This is a genomic window from Kitasatospora sp. NPDC088391, from assembly GCF_044753345.1.
Taxonomy (GTDB): Bacteria; Actinomycetota; Actinomycetes; order Streptomycetales; family Streptomycetaceae; genus Kitasatospora.
The window spans coordinates 316357-332447 of the sequence record NZ_JBIVNB010000009.1 but is presented as its reverse complement, the minus strand read 5'-3'; the positions used below and the strand labels follow the sequence as shown (position 1 = coordinate 332447).

Sequence of the window (16091 nt, the reverse complement as noted above, 5' to 3'; positions counted from 1 at the left end):
CGCCCGGTTACATTCCGAACCCGGAAGCTAAGCCTCATAGCGCCGATGGTACTGCAGGGGGGACCCTGTGGGAGAGTAGGACGCCGCCGAACAATCTTTCAGGAAAGGGCTCCAGCCGAAAGGCTGGGGCCCTTTTCGCGTTTCCGGGCCGTTCGAAAGCAGGGCGGAGGACGTACGCTCGCGGGTATGCGGACTTCTGAGAACACGTCAGGTGCGGGCCGGGTCGAGCGCGTCGAGGCGCTGACGGGGGAGCGGGCCGGGGAGGTGCGGGAGCTGCTGGCGGCGGCTGCCGCGGCGGACGGGCGGGAGGCGGTTTCGGAGGCGGGGCGGCTGCGGGTGCGGGCGGACAGTCCGCGGGTGGGGGTGGTGCACCTGGTGCAGTCGGTCGGCGGGGCGGTGACGGGGTACGGGCAGGTCGACGGGGAGCGGCCGGGGACGGTCGAGCTGACGGTGGCGCCGGCGGAGCGCGGGCGGGGGCTCGGGGCGGAGCTGGTGCGGGTGGTGTTGGACGGGGCGGACGGGGCGCTGGACTTCTGGGCGCACGGCGGGCTGCCGGCGGCCCGGCACCTGGCGGAGGTTCACGGGGCGGTGCTGGTGCGGGAGTTGCGGCAGATGCGGCGCACCGCGGCGGCTCCGGAGGCGGTGGCGGTGCCGGCGGGGGTGGCGCTGCGGACGTTCGAGCCGGGCCGGGACGAGGAGGCGTGGCTGGCGTTGAACGCGCTGGCGTTCGCGCACCACCCGGAGCAGGGGGCGTGGACGGCGCGGGACCTGGCGGAGCGGATGGCGGAGCCGTGGTTCGACCCGAAGGGGTTCTTCCTGGCGGAGCGGGACGGCCGGCTGGTGGGCTTCCACTGGACCAAGGTGCAGCCGGACGGACCGGGCGAGGTGTACGTGGTGGGGGTGGACCCGGCGGAGCAGGGTAATGGCCTGGGGAAGGCGTTGACGGCGGCCGGGCTGCGGCACCTGGGTCTGGAGCGCGGGCTGTCGACGGTGATGCTGTACGTGGACGCGGACAACGCTGCGGCCGTCCGGGTGTACGAGCGCCTGGGGTTCGCGGTCCACGAGGTGGACCTGATGTACCGCTGGGAGCCGACCGCGGGGCGCTGAGCTGGCAGGACGCGGGTGGAACGGAGTGTCCGGTAGCCGCCACGGGGGTGACGGACTCAGCTTTCCTCCTGGCCATGCGGTGTTTACCGTGGATTCAATTGTCGCCGCGAAGATCACAGAATGTCGCCCGTGTTGCCCGGTCCACGTCACCGCTCCACCCGCTGCCCGGTCGGGCGGACCCCGGTTTCGCCGGGCGGGTGGACCGGGTCGGCGGGGGCGGGTGCGGGGCGGTATGTCCCCCGGCCCGCCGGGACCGTGTCCTGCTGGAGGAGCTGGAACCGATGAGCATCCCCCGCCCTGTGTCCGAGTCGGCCGAGTCGGCCGCGCGCAGTACCGAGCAGAAGCCGGCCGCGAGGTCCAGTGCACGGAGCGAGTCCCGGGCCGCGGCCAAGGACACCACCAAGGAGTCGAAGCCCCGTACGGCGTCGCGCGCCAAGCCGAAGCCGGCCGCACCGGCCGCCGACGCGAGCGCCGCCGAGGCCGCCGGAGCGGGCGCGTCCGCGCCCGCCGCGGTGAGCGCGCCGGCCGAGCCGGTGCGGGCGACGACGGCGCTGCCGCCCGCGGTGTCGGCGGCCTTCCCGGCCGGGGCGGCGGACGCCCGGAGCGCCGAGGAGGCGGAGTTGCCGCAGGGCCGGTTCCTGGACCGCGAGCGCAGCTGGCTGGCGTTCAACGAGCGGGTGCTGGAGCTGGCGGAGGACCCGAACGTCCCGCTGCTGGAGCGGGCGAAGTTCCTGGCGATCTTCGCGTCCAACCTGGACGAGTTCTTCATGGTCCGGGTCGCGGGGCTGAAGCGCCGGATCGCCACCGGGGTGGCCCAGCGCTCGGCGTCGGGGCTGCAGCCGCGCGAGGTGCTGGACCAGATCTGGCGCCGGTCGCGGGAGTTGATGGCCCGTCACGCGGCGACCTTCCAGCAGGAGGTGCTGCCGGACCTGGCGTCCGAGGGCATCGAGCTGGTGCGTTGGGCGGAGCTGGCGGAGACCGAGCAGGCCCGGCTGCACACGCTGTTCCGGCAGCAGATCTTCCCGGTGCTGACGCCGCTGGCGGTCGACCCGGCGCACCCGTTCCCGTACATATCGGGGCTGTCGCTGAACCTGGCGGTGGTGGTGCGCAACCCGGTGTCGGGGCACAAGCACTTCGCCCGGGTGAAGGTGCCGCAGCTGCTGACCCGTTTCCTGGAGGCGTCGCCGCAGCGGTTCGTGCCGCTGGAGGACGTGATCGGCGCGCACCTGGAGGAGCTGTTCCCGGGGATGGAGGTGCTCGCCCACCACGCGTTCCGGGTCACCCGCAACGAGGACCTGGAGGTGGAGGAGGACGACACCGAGAACATCCTGAAGGCGTTGGAGAAGGAGCTGATGCGGCGCCGCTTCGGCCCGCCGGTGCGCCTGGAGGTCGAGGAGTCCATCGACCCGTACATCCTGGACCTGCTGGTGCGGGAGCTGAACATCACCGAGGCGGAGGTCTTCCCGCTGCCCGGTCCGCTGGACCTGACCGGTCTGTTCGGGCTGTCCGACCTGGACCGGCCGGAGCTGAAGTACCCGAAGTTCGTGGCGGGCACCGCGCGCGGCCTGACCGACGTGGAGTCGGCGACGCTGCCGGACATCTTCGGGGCGATGCGCGAGCGCGACGTGCTGCTGCACCACCCGTACGACTCGTTCTCCACCTCGGTGCAGGCGTTCCTGGAGCAGGCCGCCGCCGACCCGCACGTGCTGGCGATCAAGCAGACGCTGTACCGCACCTCGGGCGACTCGCCGATCGTGGATGCGCTGACCGACGCCGCGGAGTCCGGCAAGCAGGTCCTGGTGCTGGTGGAGATCAAGGCGCGCTTCGACGAGCAGGCCAACATCAAGTGGGCCCGCAAGCTGGAGGAGGCCGGCTGCCACGTGGTGTACGGCCTGGTCGGCCTGAAGACGCACTGCAAGCTGTCGCTGGTGGTCCGTCAGGAGGGCGACACGCTGCGGCGGTACTCGCACGTCGGCACCGGCAACTACCACCCGAAGACGGCCCGGCTGTACGAGGACCTCGGCCTGCTGACCGCGGACCCGCAGGTCGGCGCCGACCTGTCGGACCTGTTCAACCGGCTGTCGGGGTACTCGCGCCGGGAGTCGTACCGGCGGCTGCTGACCGCGCCGCGCGGGCTGCGCGACGGCCTGGTCGCCCGGATCAACGGGGAGATCGCGCACCACCGGGCCGGGCGCCCCGCCTCCGTCAAGATCAAGGTCAACTCGATCGTCGACGAGGTGGTGGTGGACGCCCTGTACCGGGCCTCGCAGGCGGGCGTGCCGGTGGACGTGTGGGTGCGCGGCATCTGCGCGATCCGGCCGGGCGTGCCGGGGCTGAGCGAGAACATCCGGGTGCGCTCCATCCTCGGACGGTTCCTGGAGCACTCGCGGGTGTTCGTGTTCGGCAACGGCGGCGACCCGGAGGTGTGGATCGGCAGTTCCGACATGATGCACCGCAACCTGGACCGCCGGATCGAGGCCCTGGTGCGGGTCACCGACCCGGCGCACCGGGCCGAGCTGAACGGGCTGCTGGACCTCGGCCTCTCCGACGAGACCGACTCCTGGCACCTGGGCGCCGACGGCACCTGGACCCGCCACGCGCAGGACGCCGAGGGCCGCCCGCTGCGGCACGTCCAGGACCTGCTGATCGACTCGCGCCGCCGCAACCGCGGCTCCGCCGCCGCACGCTGAGCGACACCCCGCCCGCGCCGGACGTGCACCCGGCGCGGGCGGACCGCATCCCTGGGGCAGGCCCAGGGAGGAGATCGGGGAGAGCCACAGCCATGACCGATGCGCCGACGACGGCCCCGGTGGCGCACGCCGCGACCGCCGGGGAGGTCCTTGCCGGCTACCTGACCGACCGGGCGGGCGCGTTCCTGCGCGCCCTGCCGCAGGCGGTCGGCGAGGCGGGCTCCAGACCGGGGGCGCTCCCGGCGTCGGCCCAGGCCGCGGACGACCTGCTGCGCGCGGTGCGCCGGATCGGCGGCGCGCTGCACACCTTCGCCGAGGTCTTCGACCCGGACTGGGCGCAGGAGTCCCGCACCGAACTGCGCTGGCTGCTCAACCTGCTCGCCCTGGAGCCGGGCTACCGGCGCCGCTCCACCCGGCTGTTGGGGGCCCTCGACTCGCTCTCCGACACCGACCCGGCGGGGGCCGGGATGCTGGCCGGGCACACGGGCGCGCCCAAGGCCCGGGCGCTGCTGGAGCGCCAGCTGACGCTGGGCCGGACCAGGGCGCACACCGCGCTGCTGCAGGAGCTGCGCTCGGCCCGGCTGCACGCGCTGGCGGACCGGATGACGCTGCTGGCCGGCGAGGTGCCGCTGGTCGCGCGGGCCGCCGCCGAGCCGGCCGAGGCGCTGCTGCCGCAGACCGGGGCGGCGCTCGGGGCGCTGGCCGCGGCCGCCGAGCGGCTGCCCTGGCGGCGGTCCGCGGAGGCGTACGCGGGGGCGGGCCTGCACCGGCTCGGCCCGGCGGCGGAGACCGAGCCGGGCCGGGTGCCGGCGGCGCGCAGTGCCGCGCCGGACGCGGACACGGCGCTGGCCGCCGACGACGCCCCGTGGCTGCGGGCCCGGATCCTGCTGAAGCGGGCCAGGTACGCGCTGGAGGTGTGCGGCGCGGCCGGGGACGGGCTGTTGGAGCTGGACGTGGTGCTGGGCCGCCACCAGGAGGCCTCGGACGCGGCGGCGACGGTGGCGACCGCCGCCCGCACGCCGCGGATCACCCCGGCGACCGCGTACGTGCTGGGCGTGGTGCACGCCGATCAGCGGCTGGAGGTGGAGGCGGCCCGGTACGCTTTCGGGCGCCAGTGGCCGGCGGTGGCGCCCGGGCTGGTCGGGCCGGTCGCCGTGGCGTCGGACTGAACCCCCCACCCCCTCGTCCGGATAGGCCGCGTACTGCTGATGCCCGCTCGCCCGACCTCGCCCCGCCCTGTCCGCCCCGCCGCCGCCCGCCCGGGCGGCGGTCCGGCGGAGGGCCGGCGCTCCACGGTGCTGGCGGCGGGCGCGGTGCTGTGGGTGCCCGGGCCGCTGCGCAAGGACGGTGGCCGGAAGAAGCCCCGGGTGGCGCTGGTGCACCGGCCCAAGTACGACGACTGGAGCCTGCCGAAGGGCAAGCTAGAACCGGGCGAGGGCTGGCGGGCCGCCGCGCTGCGCGAGGTGCTGGAGGAGACCGGCATGCGCTGCGTGCTGGGGCCGGAGTTGCCCGCGCAGCACTACCTGGCGCACGGCCGGCCGAAGGAGGTCCGGTACTGGTCGGCGGTGCCGACCGGCGGGGCGTTCCGGCCGAACCGCGAGGTGGACCGGCTGGAGTGGCTGCCGCCGCGGCGGGCCAAGGAGCGGCTGACCCACCCGCGGGACCAAGTGCTGATCGACGCCCTGCTGTCTCTCCTGCTCGGGTGACCCCCCGCCGAGCCCCCGCCCGTCCGGGCCGCTCGGGCGGGTGATCAGCCCGCGCCCGCACCGTGACGCAACCGTTACTACCGGCCGCAGTTTCCTGACATCCCTCCGAGGTTCACTCCCCGTTCATTTGTGACCGGCTGACGCGTCACCTGTCCTGCCTAACTTCTGGGTTACCGGAGGGCCGATAGGGCCCCGGACCACAGCAAATCCGGTCGTTCCGAGACCGGCATTGCCTCAGAAAGGGACACCCTGTGAACCTGCGGAACGGCCGCTCCAAGGCCCTCGCCATCGGTGCCGTCGCGCTCGTCTCCACGCTGTCGCTGTCTGCCTGCGGCACGGACGACAACACCAAGACGACCTCGGGCAGCTCCGCCTCCGGTGCGGCTCCGGCTGCCGCCAAGATCGCCTGCGCCGACAAGGGCGCCTCGCTGCTGGCGGCCGGTTCGACCGCGCAGACCCCGGCGATCGACGTCTGGAAGGCCGCCTACAGCGCCGCCTGCTCCAGCGCCACCCTGACCTACGGCGGCGGCGGCTCCGGCGCCGGCGTCACCCAGTTCAACCAGGGCAAGGTCGCCTTCGCGGGCTCCGACTCGGCCCTGAAGCCGGCCGAGGTCGACGCCTCGAAGGCCGTCTGCACCGGCGGCCAGGCGATCGACCTCCCGATGGTCGGCGGCCTGATCTCGATCGTCTTCAACGTGGACGGCGTCGACAAGCTCGTCCTCGACGGCCCGACCCTGGCGAAGATCTTCGACGCTCAGATCACCAAGTGGAACGACCCGGCGATCGCCGCCCTGAACGCGGGCGTGACCCTGCCGGACGCCGACATCCAGGCGATCCACCGCGCCGACGACTCCGGCACCACCGCCAACCTGACCGGCTACTTCGCCAAGGCCGGCGGCGGCGCCTGGAAGTACCCGGCCTCCAAGACCTGGGCGGGCCAGAAGGGCCAGTCCGCCACCGGCTCCGCCGGTGTCGCGGCCCAGGTGAAGCAGGTCAAGAACTCGATCTCCTACGTCGAGCTCTCCTTCGCCCAGACCAACAAGCTGAACAGCGCGCTGATCAACACCGGTGCCGCCAAGCCGGTCGAGGCCACCGCCGCCAACGCCGCCAACACCCTGGCCGCCGCCAAGGTCACCGGCACCGGTGCCGACCTCGCGCTGGACATCGACTACGCGACCAAGGCGGACAACAACTACCCGCTGACCCTGGTCACCTACGAGATCGTCTGCGACAAGGGCAACAAGGCCGACACCCTGCCGGTCCTGAAGTCCTTCCTGAACTACACCGTGAGCGACGCCGGCCAGCAGGCCATCGGCGCGGTCGGCTACGTGCCGCTGCCGAAGGAGCTCGCGGGCAAGGTCAAGACCCAGATCGACGCCCTGGCCTGAGGCTGAGCGACGCCCGGCCGGGCGGCCCCCGACGGAGGGGGGAGGGGCCGCCCGGCCGGGCCATTCGTCCGCACGCACCACGCATCACCGCACCACGCACCACCACCACACCAGAACGTCCGGGGCACCGCCGCCATGGTGCCGCCCTCCGCGGGGCTGCGCCGCCAGACCGGAGTAAACGATCATGACTACTGAAGCCCCCGCCGAGGCGCGGGGACGGACTCGACGGAGCCGGGGCGACAGCCGCCGCGGTGACAGCGTGTTCTTCAACCTCTCCCGCGGGTCGGGCGTCCTGCTGCTGGTCATCATGGCCGCCATCGCAGGCTTCCTCGCCTACCGCTCCGCCCTCGCCCTGAGCAAGAACCAGGGCAACTTCCTCACCACCTTCGAGTGGACGCCGGACGCCGTGACACCGGTGTTCGGCATTGCCGTGCTCACCTTCGGCACCCTGGTCAGCGCGCTGATCGCGATGCTGATCGCGGTCCCGGTCTCGGTCGGCATCGCGCTGTTCATCTCGCACTACGCGCCGCGCCGGATCGCCCAGCCGTTCGCCTACCTGGTGGACCTGCTGGCGGCCGTCCCGTCCATCGTCTACGGCCTGTGGGGCGTGCTGTTCCTGGTGCCGCACATGGACGGCCTGACCAGCTGGATGGACCAGTACCTCGGCTGGACGTACATCTTCGACCAGAGCAGCAAGGGCGTTCCGGCGCGCAACCTGTTCACGGTCGGCATCCTGCTCGCGATCATGGTGCTGCCGATCATCACCGCGGTCACCCGCGAGGTGTTCCGCCAGGTCCCGCGGATGCACGAGGAGGCGGCGCTCGCGCTCGGCGCCACCCGCTGGGAGATGATCCGGACCTCGGTGCTGCCGTTCGGCCGCCCCGGCATCATCTCGGCCTCGATGCTCGGCCTCGGCCGCGCGCTCGGCGAGACCATCGCCGTCGCCACCGTGCTCTCCACCAACAACAAGCTGTCGCTGCACCTGCTCGACCCGGGCGGCGGCACCTTCGCGCAGAACATCGCGCTGAAGTTCAACGAGGCCCAGCCGTTCGGGCGGGACGCCCTGATGGCCTCCGGCCTGGTCCTGTTCGTCATCACCCTGCTGGTGAACGGCGCGGCCCGCATGATCATCGCCCGTCGCAAGGAGTACTCGGGGGCCGCCGCGTGAGCAGCACCGTCACCATCGCCGACGCCACGCCGCCGCAGCTCAGCCACCGGCTGACCGCGGCCCGGCTGCCCCGCTGGGCGCCGGCCGGCATCGCCGCCGCCTCGATCGCGGTGGGCTGCGGGATCGGCGCCGCCGCCGGCCTGCAGAGCCACCTGCAGTGGGGGCTGCTCTCGGCCCTGCTGTTCCTGGTGGTCAGCTACGCCGTCTCGGCCTCGGTCGAGGGGCGCCGGCAGGCCAAGGACCGCTTCGCCACCTCGCTGATCTGGGTCTCCTTCATCTGCGCCGTGGTGCCGCTGGTCGCGCTGACCTTCTACACCGTGCAGCAGGGCATCGGCGCGCTCAGCGTCGACTTCCTGACCCACTCGATGAAGGGCGTCGTCGCCACCCTGTCCCCGGACGGCGGCATCTACCACGCCATCATCGGCACCATCGAGCAGGTCCTGCTGGCCACCCTGATCGCCGCGCCGATCGGCCTGCTCACCGCCGTCTACCTGGTGGAGTACGGCCGCGGCCGGCTCGCCAAGGCGGTCACCTTCTTCGTCGACGTCATGACGGGCATCCCGTCGGTCGTCGCCGGTCTCTTCATCCTCTCGCTCTGGAACATCGCCCTCGGCTTCCAGTACTCCGGCTTCTCCGGCAGCCTCGCGCTGGCCATCCTGATGATGCCGGTCGTGGTCCGCTCGACCGAGGAGATGCTCAAGCTGGTCCCGAACGAGCTGCGGGAAGCCTCGTACGCGCTCGGTGTGCCGCGCTGGAAGACGATCCTGCGGATCGTCCTCCCCACGGCCATCGGCGGTATCACCACCGGTGTGATGCTGGCGGTCGCCCGCATCACCGGTGAGACCGCCCCCGTGATGATGCTGGTGTTCGGCGCCGACTTCATCAACAGCGACCCGTTCAACGGCCCGCAGCAGTCGCTGCCGCTCTACATCTGGCAGCAGTACTCGCAGATCAACAACGACTTCGGCTACGAGCGCGCCTGGGGCGCGGCACTGGTGCTGATCGCCTTCGTGATGGGGCTCAACCTCGTCGCCCGGGGCATCGCGCGCTGGCGCTCGCCCAAGGGCGGGCACTGACACCGACTGACGTACGAACAGACGAGAAGAGACCAAGGATCATGGCCAAGCGCATCGACGTCAGCGGACTGTCCGCCTACTACGGCTCCACCCGCGCCATCGAGGACATCTCGATGACCATCGAGCCCCGCTCGGTGACCGCCTTCATCGGCCCCTCGGGCTGCGGCAAGTCCACCTTCCTGCGCACCCTGAACCGGATGCACGAGGTGATCCCCGGCGCCCGGGTCGAGGGCAAGGTGATGCTCGACGACGAGAACCTGTACGGCTCGAACGTCGACCCGGTCGCCGTCCGCCGCTCGGTCGGCATGGTGTTCCAGCGCCCCAACCCGTTCCCCACCATGTCGATCTACGACAACGTGGTGGCGGGCCTGAAGCTGGCCGGCGTGAAGAAGAAGTCCGTCCTGGACGGCGTGGTGGAGAAGTCGCTGCAGGGCGCGAACCTGTGGAACGAGGTCAAGGACCGCCTCAACAAGCCCGGCGCGGGCCTGTCCGGCGGCCAGCAGCAGCGGCTCTGCATCGCCCGGGCGATCGCGGTCGAGCCCGAGGTGCTGCTGATGGACGAGCCCTGCTCGGCCCTCGACCCGATCTCCACCCTCGCCATCGAGGACCTGATCGGCGAGCTGAAGTCGCAGTTCACCATCGTGATCGTGACCCACAACATGCAGCAGGCGGCGCGCGTCTCCGACCGCACCGCGTTCTTCAACCTGGCGGGCGTCGGCCAGCCCGGCAAGCTGGTCGAGCTGGACGACACCCAGCGGATCTTCTCCAACCCGCAGGTCCAGGCGACCGAGGACTACATCTCCGGCCGCTTCGGCTGATCGGCGCCCCGCGCCGCGCGAGCTGCTTCGCGGTGCTGCATGGCGGTGCCGCCGCGGAGCCGAAGGGAAGGGCCCGCCCCCGTGCTGTGGGGGCGGGCCCTTTCCGTGTGCGCGGACACGCGCGCGAAGGGGTGCGGCGGGGCTAGAGCACCAGCACGCTGGTGAGCCCGTACACCGCGGCGGCCACCAGGGCCGCGGCCGGCATGGTGATGAACCAGCCCATCACGATGTTCTTCGCCACCCCCCAGCGGACCGCGCGGACCCGCTTGGTGGCGCCCACGCCCATGATCGCCGAGGTGATCACGTGGGTGGTGGAGATCGGCGCCGCGTAGACGAACGAGGTGATGTACATGACCGCGGAGGCGGTCGCCTCGGCCGCGAAGCCCTGCGGCGGGTCCAGCTCGATGATCTTCCGGCCCAGCGTGCGCATGATCCGCCAGCCGCCCGCGTAGGTGCCCAGCGAGAGCATCGTGGCGCAGGAGATCTTCACCCAGATCGGGATGCCGTTGCCGGACTGGTGGCCGGAGATGGTCAGCGCCATCACCACGATGCCCATGGTCTTCTGGGCGTCCTGCAGGCCGTGCGCCAGCGCCATCGCGGCCGCCGAGGCGGTCTGCGCGACCCGGAAGTTGCGCTTGGCCCGGTGCGGGTTGGCCTTCCGGAAGATCCACAGGATCGCCAGCATCACCAGGAAGCCGCCGACCAGGCCGATCACCGGCGAGACGATCATCGGAATGATGATCTTCTCGATCACGCCGTGCCAGACCACCCCGATGCCGCCGGCCAGCGCCGCGCCCACCATGCCGCCGAACAGCGCGTGCGAGGAGGACGACGGCAGGCCGAAGTACCAGGTGACCAGGTTCCAGGCGATCGCCCCGACCAGGGCGGCGAACAGGATCGCCATGCCCTTGCTGCCGGTCGGGGTCTCGATGATGCCCTTGGAGACGGTCTTCGCCACCCCGCTGCCGAGGAAGGCGCCCGCCAGGTTCATCACCGCGGCCATCGCCAGCGCCGCCCGGGGCGTCAGCGCCCGGGTGGACACCGAGGTGGCGATCGCGTTGGCGGAGTCGTGGAAGCCGTTGGTGTACGTGAAGAAGAACGCGACGCCGATGACGACGATCAGTGCTGCCATGTCCACGGAGGTCAGGACTCCTTGACGGCGATGGTCTCCACCGTGTTGGCCACGTGCTCGAACGCGTCGGCGGCCTCTTCGAGGACGTCCACGACCTGCTTGAGCTTCAGCACCTCGATCGCCTCGTACTGGCCCGAGAACAGGTGGGCCAGCAGCTTGCGGTGGATCTGGTCCGCCTGGTTCTCCAGCCGGTTGACCTCGATCCAGTACTCGGTGAGGTTCGACATCGACCGCAGGTTGGGCATCGCCTCCGCGGTCAGCTCGGCCGCCCGGGCCAGCACCTCGATCTGCTGCTCGATGCCCTTCGGGAGGGTCTCGATGTCGTACAGCACGACCAGGTCGACGGCCTCCTCCATGAAGTCCATGATGTCGTCCAGCGAGGAGGCCAGGTTGTAGATGTCCTCCCGGTCGAACGGGGTGATGAACGAGGAGTTCAGCTGGTGGAAGATCGCATGGGTGGTGTCGTCGCCGGCGTGCTCGGCGGCGCGCATGCGCTCGACGATCTCCGCGCGGGCTGACACGTCCGAGCCCAGTAGTTCCAGCAGGAGCTTCGATCCGACGACCAGGTTCTCCGCCGCGGCGGCGAACATGTCGTAGAAGCTCGTCTCCTTCGGGGTCAGGCTAAAACGCACGGAAATCTCCGATGTGCGGGGTCGGTACTTGACGATGCTAGGCGCACGCCCGCCGCGGATGGTCACGGGGTTGCCGACGCGCGCCCTAAGTGTGTCCCACGACACGCCGGTTTGCGCCCGCTCTGCACGGGGATCTCTGAGCTGACGCCCGGACGGCGGAACACCGGACAGCCGCCGGATGTTGGAAAATGGGGCGACCACCGAGACCAGGAGGGCGGACCGGATGACCACCATCGACACGCCGAGCGCCGAGACGGCACCGGCCTGCCACGGCGCGCCGTCCGAAGCCGGACCGCACGGCTACAGCGGGGACAAGGCGGCCCACCTCAAGCGGCTGCGCCGGATCGAGGGTCAGATCCGCGGCCTGCAGCGGATGGTGGACGAGGACGTCTACTGCATCGACATCCTCACCCAGGTGTCCGCCTCCACCAAGGCGCTGCAGTCCTTCGCGCTCTCCCTGCTGGAGGAGCACCTGCGGCACTGCGTGGCCGCCGCGGCCGCGGCGGAGGACGGCGGCGAGGAACTGGACGCCAAGGTCGCCGAGGCCAGCGCGGCGATCGCCCGCCTGCTGCGGACCTGAACCCTCCCGCTCAGGGGAGTTGACGGTCCGTCGGCGCGTCCGGGCGGCGGGCCAGCAGGACCTCGTCGATCTGCTCGGCGCCCAGCCGGTCGGCGCGGCTGGCCGAGGCGGCGATCATCAGCTCGCCCGTCAGGTCGATCTCGTCCAGCGCGGTTCTGTCGTGGCCGCCGGTGCCGCTCTCCCCGGATGCCCCGGATGCCATGGCCTCCACCCCTTCCGCGCCCCGTCCGTGCACCGTTCCGAGCCCGCCCCCGTACACCAGCGTAGGGAGCGCGGGGCCGGGCCACATGGCACGGACGGGCCATCTCTGCCGCCGGAACGGGTGGCCCGGACCGGCCGGGGCGTCACTTCGGCGAGGGGGTGGCCTTCATCGAGAAGATGTCGGCGGCGGCCGGCTCGGCGGCCTCCACCGGGGCGCCGAACTGCGACAGCGCCACCGTCGAGGTGACCTTGACCTGGTCCTTCGGCGCGGTGGAGCCCGCCACCCCGGCGAAGGTGAAGTTCTCCACCAGCTTGTGCAGCCGGCCCTGGCCGTCCAGCCAGACCTCGTACGGCACCTCCTTCACCGTGAAGGTCTGGCCCGCCATCCGCAGGCCGTCCGCGCCGCGCCCGCCCGTCGCGTCGGCCGCCTTGGCCAGGTCGAGGACGCCCTTGTAGTGCTTGAGCTCCACGCCGTCCACCGTCTCGGTGCCGACCACCTCGGCGGTCTGCGCGCCGCGCAGCGCGCCCGCGGCACTGGCCGGGTCGGTGGCGCCGGAGCTGACCAGGTTGCCGTCCGGGAGCTGGCGGACGTCCAGCTTCACCCACTTGCCCTCGGGGATCTTCGCGCCGCTGTTCTGCAGGTAGACCGTGCCGGGCAGCACCACCTCGGTGATCTTCCCGGTGGTGGCGGCGCCCGGCGGCACGTCGATCTCCAGCCGGCCGAGGCGCTTCACGTAGTCGTAGCCGCCGGTGCCGTGGAACACCGCCTTCTTGTCGGCGGCCTCGGTGACCAGCTCGGTGGCCGCGTGCGCCGAGCCGCTGCGGCCGGTGAGGTCGGCGGACGAGCGGACCGCGGTCAGCGGATCGGCGGACAGCTGGTCGACCGAACCGCCCCCGGCCTGCCCGCCGGTGGAGCAGCCGGCCAGCGCGGAGACGAGCAGCGCCGCGGCGGCGGCCAGGTTGAGCTTCTTCACTTCTTCGACAACCCCCTCGGGCCCCGGACGACCCGGCAAGCAGCCGCCCCGGATGGGCAGAGCGCTTGCCAGGCAAACGAGTTGGGGCGCTGAAGGTTACGCGGATGTTCAACCGGCGCGCGTTTCGCCACGCCGCCCGGCCGGGTTACCGTGAAACCCGTGGCAGAGCAGCGGCCGGAGGCGACCGGCACGGCGACGCGGACCGATCCCCTCGACCCCCTCGACGGCGCACACCGCACCGAGGTGGTGGAGCGCGGCTCCTTCACCTTCGCGACCTGCGCCTGCGGCTGGTTCGCCCCCGGGCGACGCTCCCGCGACAAGGCCCGGCGGGACGCCGCGGACCACCTCGCCGACCCCGGCTGAGCCGCCCGCCCCCTACCTCGGGCCCCGACCTGGGGCCCCGGCTTCAGGCCGCCAGGTCCGACCCGTCCTCCGGGCGCTCCGCGCGCCGCCGGGCCCGGCCCGGTCCGGCGACGGGTTCCGCGATCCCGCGGCCCCGGCGCCGACCGGCCCGGGCCGGACCGGCGGGGGCCGCGACCACCAGCGGGCGCAGCGCGGTGCGCGACAGCGCGTGGCACAGCGGCACCAGCACCGCCATCGCGATCGGGGCGAGCAGCAGCACCACGGCGGTGGCCAGCGCGTAGCCGCCGAGCACGTCGGTCGGGTAGTGCACGCCGACGAAGAGCCGGCAGAAGCCCTGCAGCAGGGCGAGCGCGCCCGCGGCCGCGCCGAGCTTCCGGTTGACCAGGAACAGCGCCACCGCGATGCCCATCGACATCGCGGAGTGGTCGCTGACGAAGGACAGGGTGTCCTCCTTGCCGGGCACCAGCACGTCGATCTCGGGGTGGTCGACGAACGGGCGGGGCCGGTTCACGATCGCCGAGATCGGCAGGTTGGCGAGCTCGGCCAGGGCCACGGCGATCGGGGCCCACAGCACGCCGGCCACCGCGACCGGCGCGTCCGGGCGGCGGCGGGCGACCAGCCAGGCGGTCAGGCCGATCGCGGCCAGGCCGAGCAGGATGCCGTACTCGGCGGTCCAGGCGACCAGCGAGTCCAGCCAGCCCGGGGCGTCGGCGGCCAGGCTGTTGACGGCCTTCAGCAGGCCGAGGTCGGGATCGCCGGAGCCGGTTCCCGCGTCGGCGAGCAGCGTGGGCACGCCGCACCTCCCTGTCCGCGCTCCGCGGTGCTCCCCGGCCGGGGGACCACCGGTCGGGCGCTCCCGGGGCGGAGGACCGGCAGCATCCTGATCCAACGCGATCAAGGGCGTTCTGGTTTCCGGCAAAACCCGGTGTTATGGAAAATTGACTGACCGTGCACCAGTCGTGCACATGGCGGGCGGCGGGCGGTGCGCGGTGCGCAGCGAGCGGCGGGAGGTGCGCGGCCGGGGCCGTCAGCCGGTCTTCGGCCCCTCGGGCCGGGTGATGGTGCCGTCGTTCATGTTCCGGCTGGGCAGCGCGGCGGCGCCGTCCGAGGTCACCCGGGTCGCCCCGATGTAGTCCTTCTGATCGATCGGGTCGTAGCGGACCTTGGCCCCGGTGTGCGGCGCGTCGATCATGTAGCCGCCGCCGACGTACAGGCCGACGTGGTGGATGGTGCGCGGGTCGTCCAGGTCGTTGGCGAAGAACACCAGGTCGCCGGGCCGGAGTTGGTCCCGGGACGGGTGCGGGCCCGCGTACCACTGGTCGTTGGCGACCCGGGGCAGGTCGATGCCCACGCTCTGGAACGCCGCCTGGGTCAGGCCCGAGCAGTCGAACCGCCCGCTCTCCCAGGTCTGTCCGGTGCCGCCCCACAGGTAGTCGATCCCGAGCTTGCCCTGCGCGAACCAGATCGCCCCCGCCGCCTCCCGGGACAGCGCCAGCTGCACGCCCGGGGCGGCGGGCGCGGTGAAGGACTTCGCCAGCGACTGGATGCTCCGCACGTACCCCTGGGTCTCCTTGTACGGGGGGATGCCCCCGTACCTGGTCACCGCGTCCGTCCCGGCGTTGTACGCGGCCAGCATGTTGGCCTGCCGGTCGCCGGGCACCTTGGCGGTCCACCGGGCCAGCCGGCAGTCGTAGCTGGCGGCGGAGGCGATCGCGTCGGCCGGGTTCCAGACGTCCCGCTGCCCGTCGCCGTCGCCGTCGACGCCCTCGGTCGCCCAGGTGCCCGGCATGAACTGCGCCAGGCCCAGCGCGCCGACCGGGCTCTTCGCCCGCGGATCGAAACCGCTCTCCTGGTAGAGCTGCGCGGCCAGCAGCGGGGCGGAGATCTCCGGGCAGAGCTTGCCCCAATTCTCGATCTGGCTCCGGTAGACGGCCGGCACCGTTCCGGCGGACAGCGCGAGATCGCCCGAGGACTGCCCGGAAACCCCACTGGCCGCATAAGTGCCGAGCGTCACCACGCCGACGAAGCCGATGGCCACCACCGCTGCCGCGGCGCCCGCCAAGCGTGCCTTCCCGAGCGCCATCCAGCACCATCCCCGACGGATCGTCAGCTGTCATGTCCCGTTGCGTTATTGCCCGGTGCAATCATCACAGATACCAAGTACGGGCAGTATCCTCGAACCACCGGACATCATGGCGGAGGCGTCCGGTTCTCACGAGCAATCCGCCAGAAGCAGCCAAGTCGACGTGAGTTCAG

Annotated in this window: 16 protein-coding genes and 1 rRNA gene; 11 read left to right on the top strand and 6 right to left on the bottom strand. The window is 72.1% G+C overall.

The window, feature by feature from the left end; genetic code table 11:
• The 9 genes from rrf to pstB all read left to right on the top strand — a co-directional run.
• A 5S ribosomal RNA gene (gene rrf / locus ACIQBJ_RS26400) occupies positions 1-92 on the top strand; the annotation flags it as partial.
• 94 nt (positions 93-186) lie between these two features.
• Positions 187-1107, top strand: coding sequence for a mycothiol synthase (gene mshD, locus ACIQBJ_RS26395; RefSeq protein ID WP_400715302.1), 921 nt, complete (start codon positions 187-189; stop codon positions 1105-1107).
• A gap of 281 nt (positions 1108-1388) precedes the next feature.
• A complete protein-coding gene (locus tag ACIQBJ_RS26390) occupies positions 1389-3797 on the top strand; it encodes an RNA degradosome polyphosphate kinase (protein WP_400715300.1) in 2409 nt (802 codons plus the stop codon).
• A 92-nt stretch (positions 3798-3889) separates the two neighbouring features.
• Entirely contained in the window at positions 3890-4966 is a 1077-nt protein-coding gene (locus ACIQBJ_RS26385; RefSeq protein WP_400715298.1) for a CHAD domain-containing protein, read from the top strand.
• 39 nt (positions 4967-5005) lie between these two features.
• Positions 5006-5503 (top strand): NUDIX hydrolase, encoded by a 498-nt coding sequence (locus tag ACIQBJ_RS26380; protein WP_400715296.1) that lies wholly within the window; start codon positions 5006-5008, stop codon positions 5501-5503.
• Between the two features lie 251 nt (positions 5504-5754).
• Positions 5755-6891, top strand: coding sequence for a phosphate ABC transporter substrate-binding protein PstS (pstS, locus tag ACIQBJ_RS26375; protein ID WP_400715293.1), 1137 nt, complete (start codon positions 5755-5757; stop codon positions 6889-6891).
• Between the two features lie 184 nt (positions 6892-7075).
• The gene (gene pstC / locus ACIQBJ_RS26370) at positions 7076-8059 is read left to right on the top strand and encodes a phosphate ABC transporter permease subunit PstC (RefSeq protein WP_400715291.1); all 984 of its coding nucleotides are present in this window, start codon (positions 7076-7078) and stop codon (positions 8057-8059) included.
• Positions 8056-9135 carry a phosphate ABC transporter permease PstA gene (gene pstA, locus ACIQBJ_RS26365; RefSeq protein WP_400715289.1) on the top strand — a complete coding sequence of 360 codons (1080 nt, stop codon included), beginning with the start codon at positions 8056-8058 and terminating at the stop codon, positions 9133-9135. The genes pstC and pstA overlap by 4 nt, the downstream gene beginning before the upstream one ends.
• A 41-nt stretch (positions 9136-9176) precedes the next feature.
• The gene (pstB, locus tag ACIQBJ_RS26360; RefSeq protein WP_400715287.1) at positions 9177-9953 is read left to right on the top strand and encodes a phosphate ABC transporter ATP-binding protein PstB; all 777 of its coding nucleotides are present in this window, start codon (positions 9177-9179) and stop codon (positions 9951-9953) included.
• Positions 9954-10095: 142 nt separating this feature from the next.
• Here pstB and ACIQBJ_RS26355 read toward each other — a convergent pair whose 3' ends face one another.
• Both ACIQBJ_RS26355 and ACIQBJ_RS26350 read right to left on the bottom strand, forming a co-directional pair.
• The gene (locus ACIQBJ_RS26355; RefSeq protein ID WP_400715285.1) at positions 10096-11091 is read right to left on the bottom strand and encodes an anion permease; all 996 of its coding nucleotides are present in this window, start codon (positions 11089-11091) and stop codon (positions 10096-10098) included.
• 5 nt (positions 11092-11096) lie between these two features.
• Entirely contained in the window at positions 11097-11717 is a 621-nt protein-coding gene (locus ACIQBJ_RS26350; protein WP_014137429.1) for a DUF47 domain-containing protein, read from the bottom strand.
• 223 nt (positions 11718-11940) lie between these two features.
• Here ACIQBJ_RS26350 and ACIQBJ_RS26345 point away from each other — a divergent pair, with 223 nt between their 5' ends.
• Positions 11941-12297, top strand: a complete 357-nt coding sequence (locus ACIQBJ_RS26345) for a metal-sensitive transcriptional regulator (RefSeq protein ID WP_400715283.1) — start codon at positions 11941-11943, stop codon at positions 12295-12297.
• A gap of 10 nt (positions 12298-12307) precedes the next feature.
• On the opposite strand, the gene ACIQBJ_RS26340 is transcribed toward ACIQBJ_RS26345, so the two are convergent.
• Positions 12308-12499 carry a hypothetical protein gene (locus tag ACIQBJ_RS26340; RefSeq protein ID WP_400715281.1) on the bottom strand — a complete coding sequence of 64 codons (192 nt, stop codon included), beginning with the start codon at positions 12497-12499 and terminating at the stop codon, positions 12308-12310.
• 142 nt (positions 12500-12641) lie between these two features.
• Positions 12642-13472 (bottom strand): hypothetical protein, encoded by an 831-nt coding sequence (locus ACIQBJ_RS26335; RefSeq protein WP_400715279.1) that lies wholly within the window; start codon positions 13470-13472, stop codon positions 12642-12644.
• A 159-nt stretch (positions 13473-13631) separates the two neighbouring features.
• Between ACIQBJ_RS26335 and ACIQBJ_RS26330 the strand changes: the two genes are divergently transcribed.
• Positions 13632-13835, top strand: a complete 204-nt coding sequence (locus ACIQBJ_RS26330; protein ID WP_400715277.1) for a hypothetical protein — start codon at positions 13632-13634, stop codon at positions 13833-13835.
• Between the two features lie 43 nt (positions 13836-13878).
• Here ACIQBJ_RS26330 and ACIQBJ_RS26325 read toward each other — a convergent pair whose 3' ends face one another.
• Together ACIQBJ_RS26325 and ACIQBJ_RS26320 are read right to left on the bottom strand one after the other, a co-directional pair.
• Positions 13879-14628, bottom strand: a complete 750-nt coding sequence (locus tag ACIQBJ_RS26325) for a phosphatase PAP2 family protein (RefSeq protein WP_400715275.1) — start codon at positions 14626-14628, stop codon at positions 13879-13881.
• Between the two features lie 234 nt (positions 14629-14862).
• A complete protein-coding gene (locus ACIQBJ_RS26320) occupies positions 14863-15918 on the bottom strand; it encodes an NlpC/P60 family protein (RefSeq protein WP_400715273.1) in 1056 nt (351 codons plus the stop codon).
• Between the last annotated feature and the right edge of the window lie 173 nt (positions 15919-16091).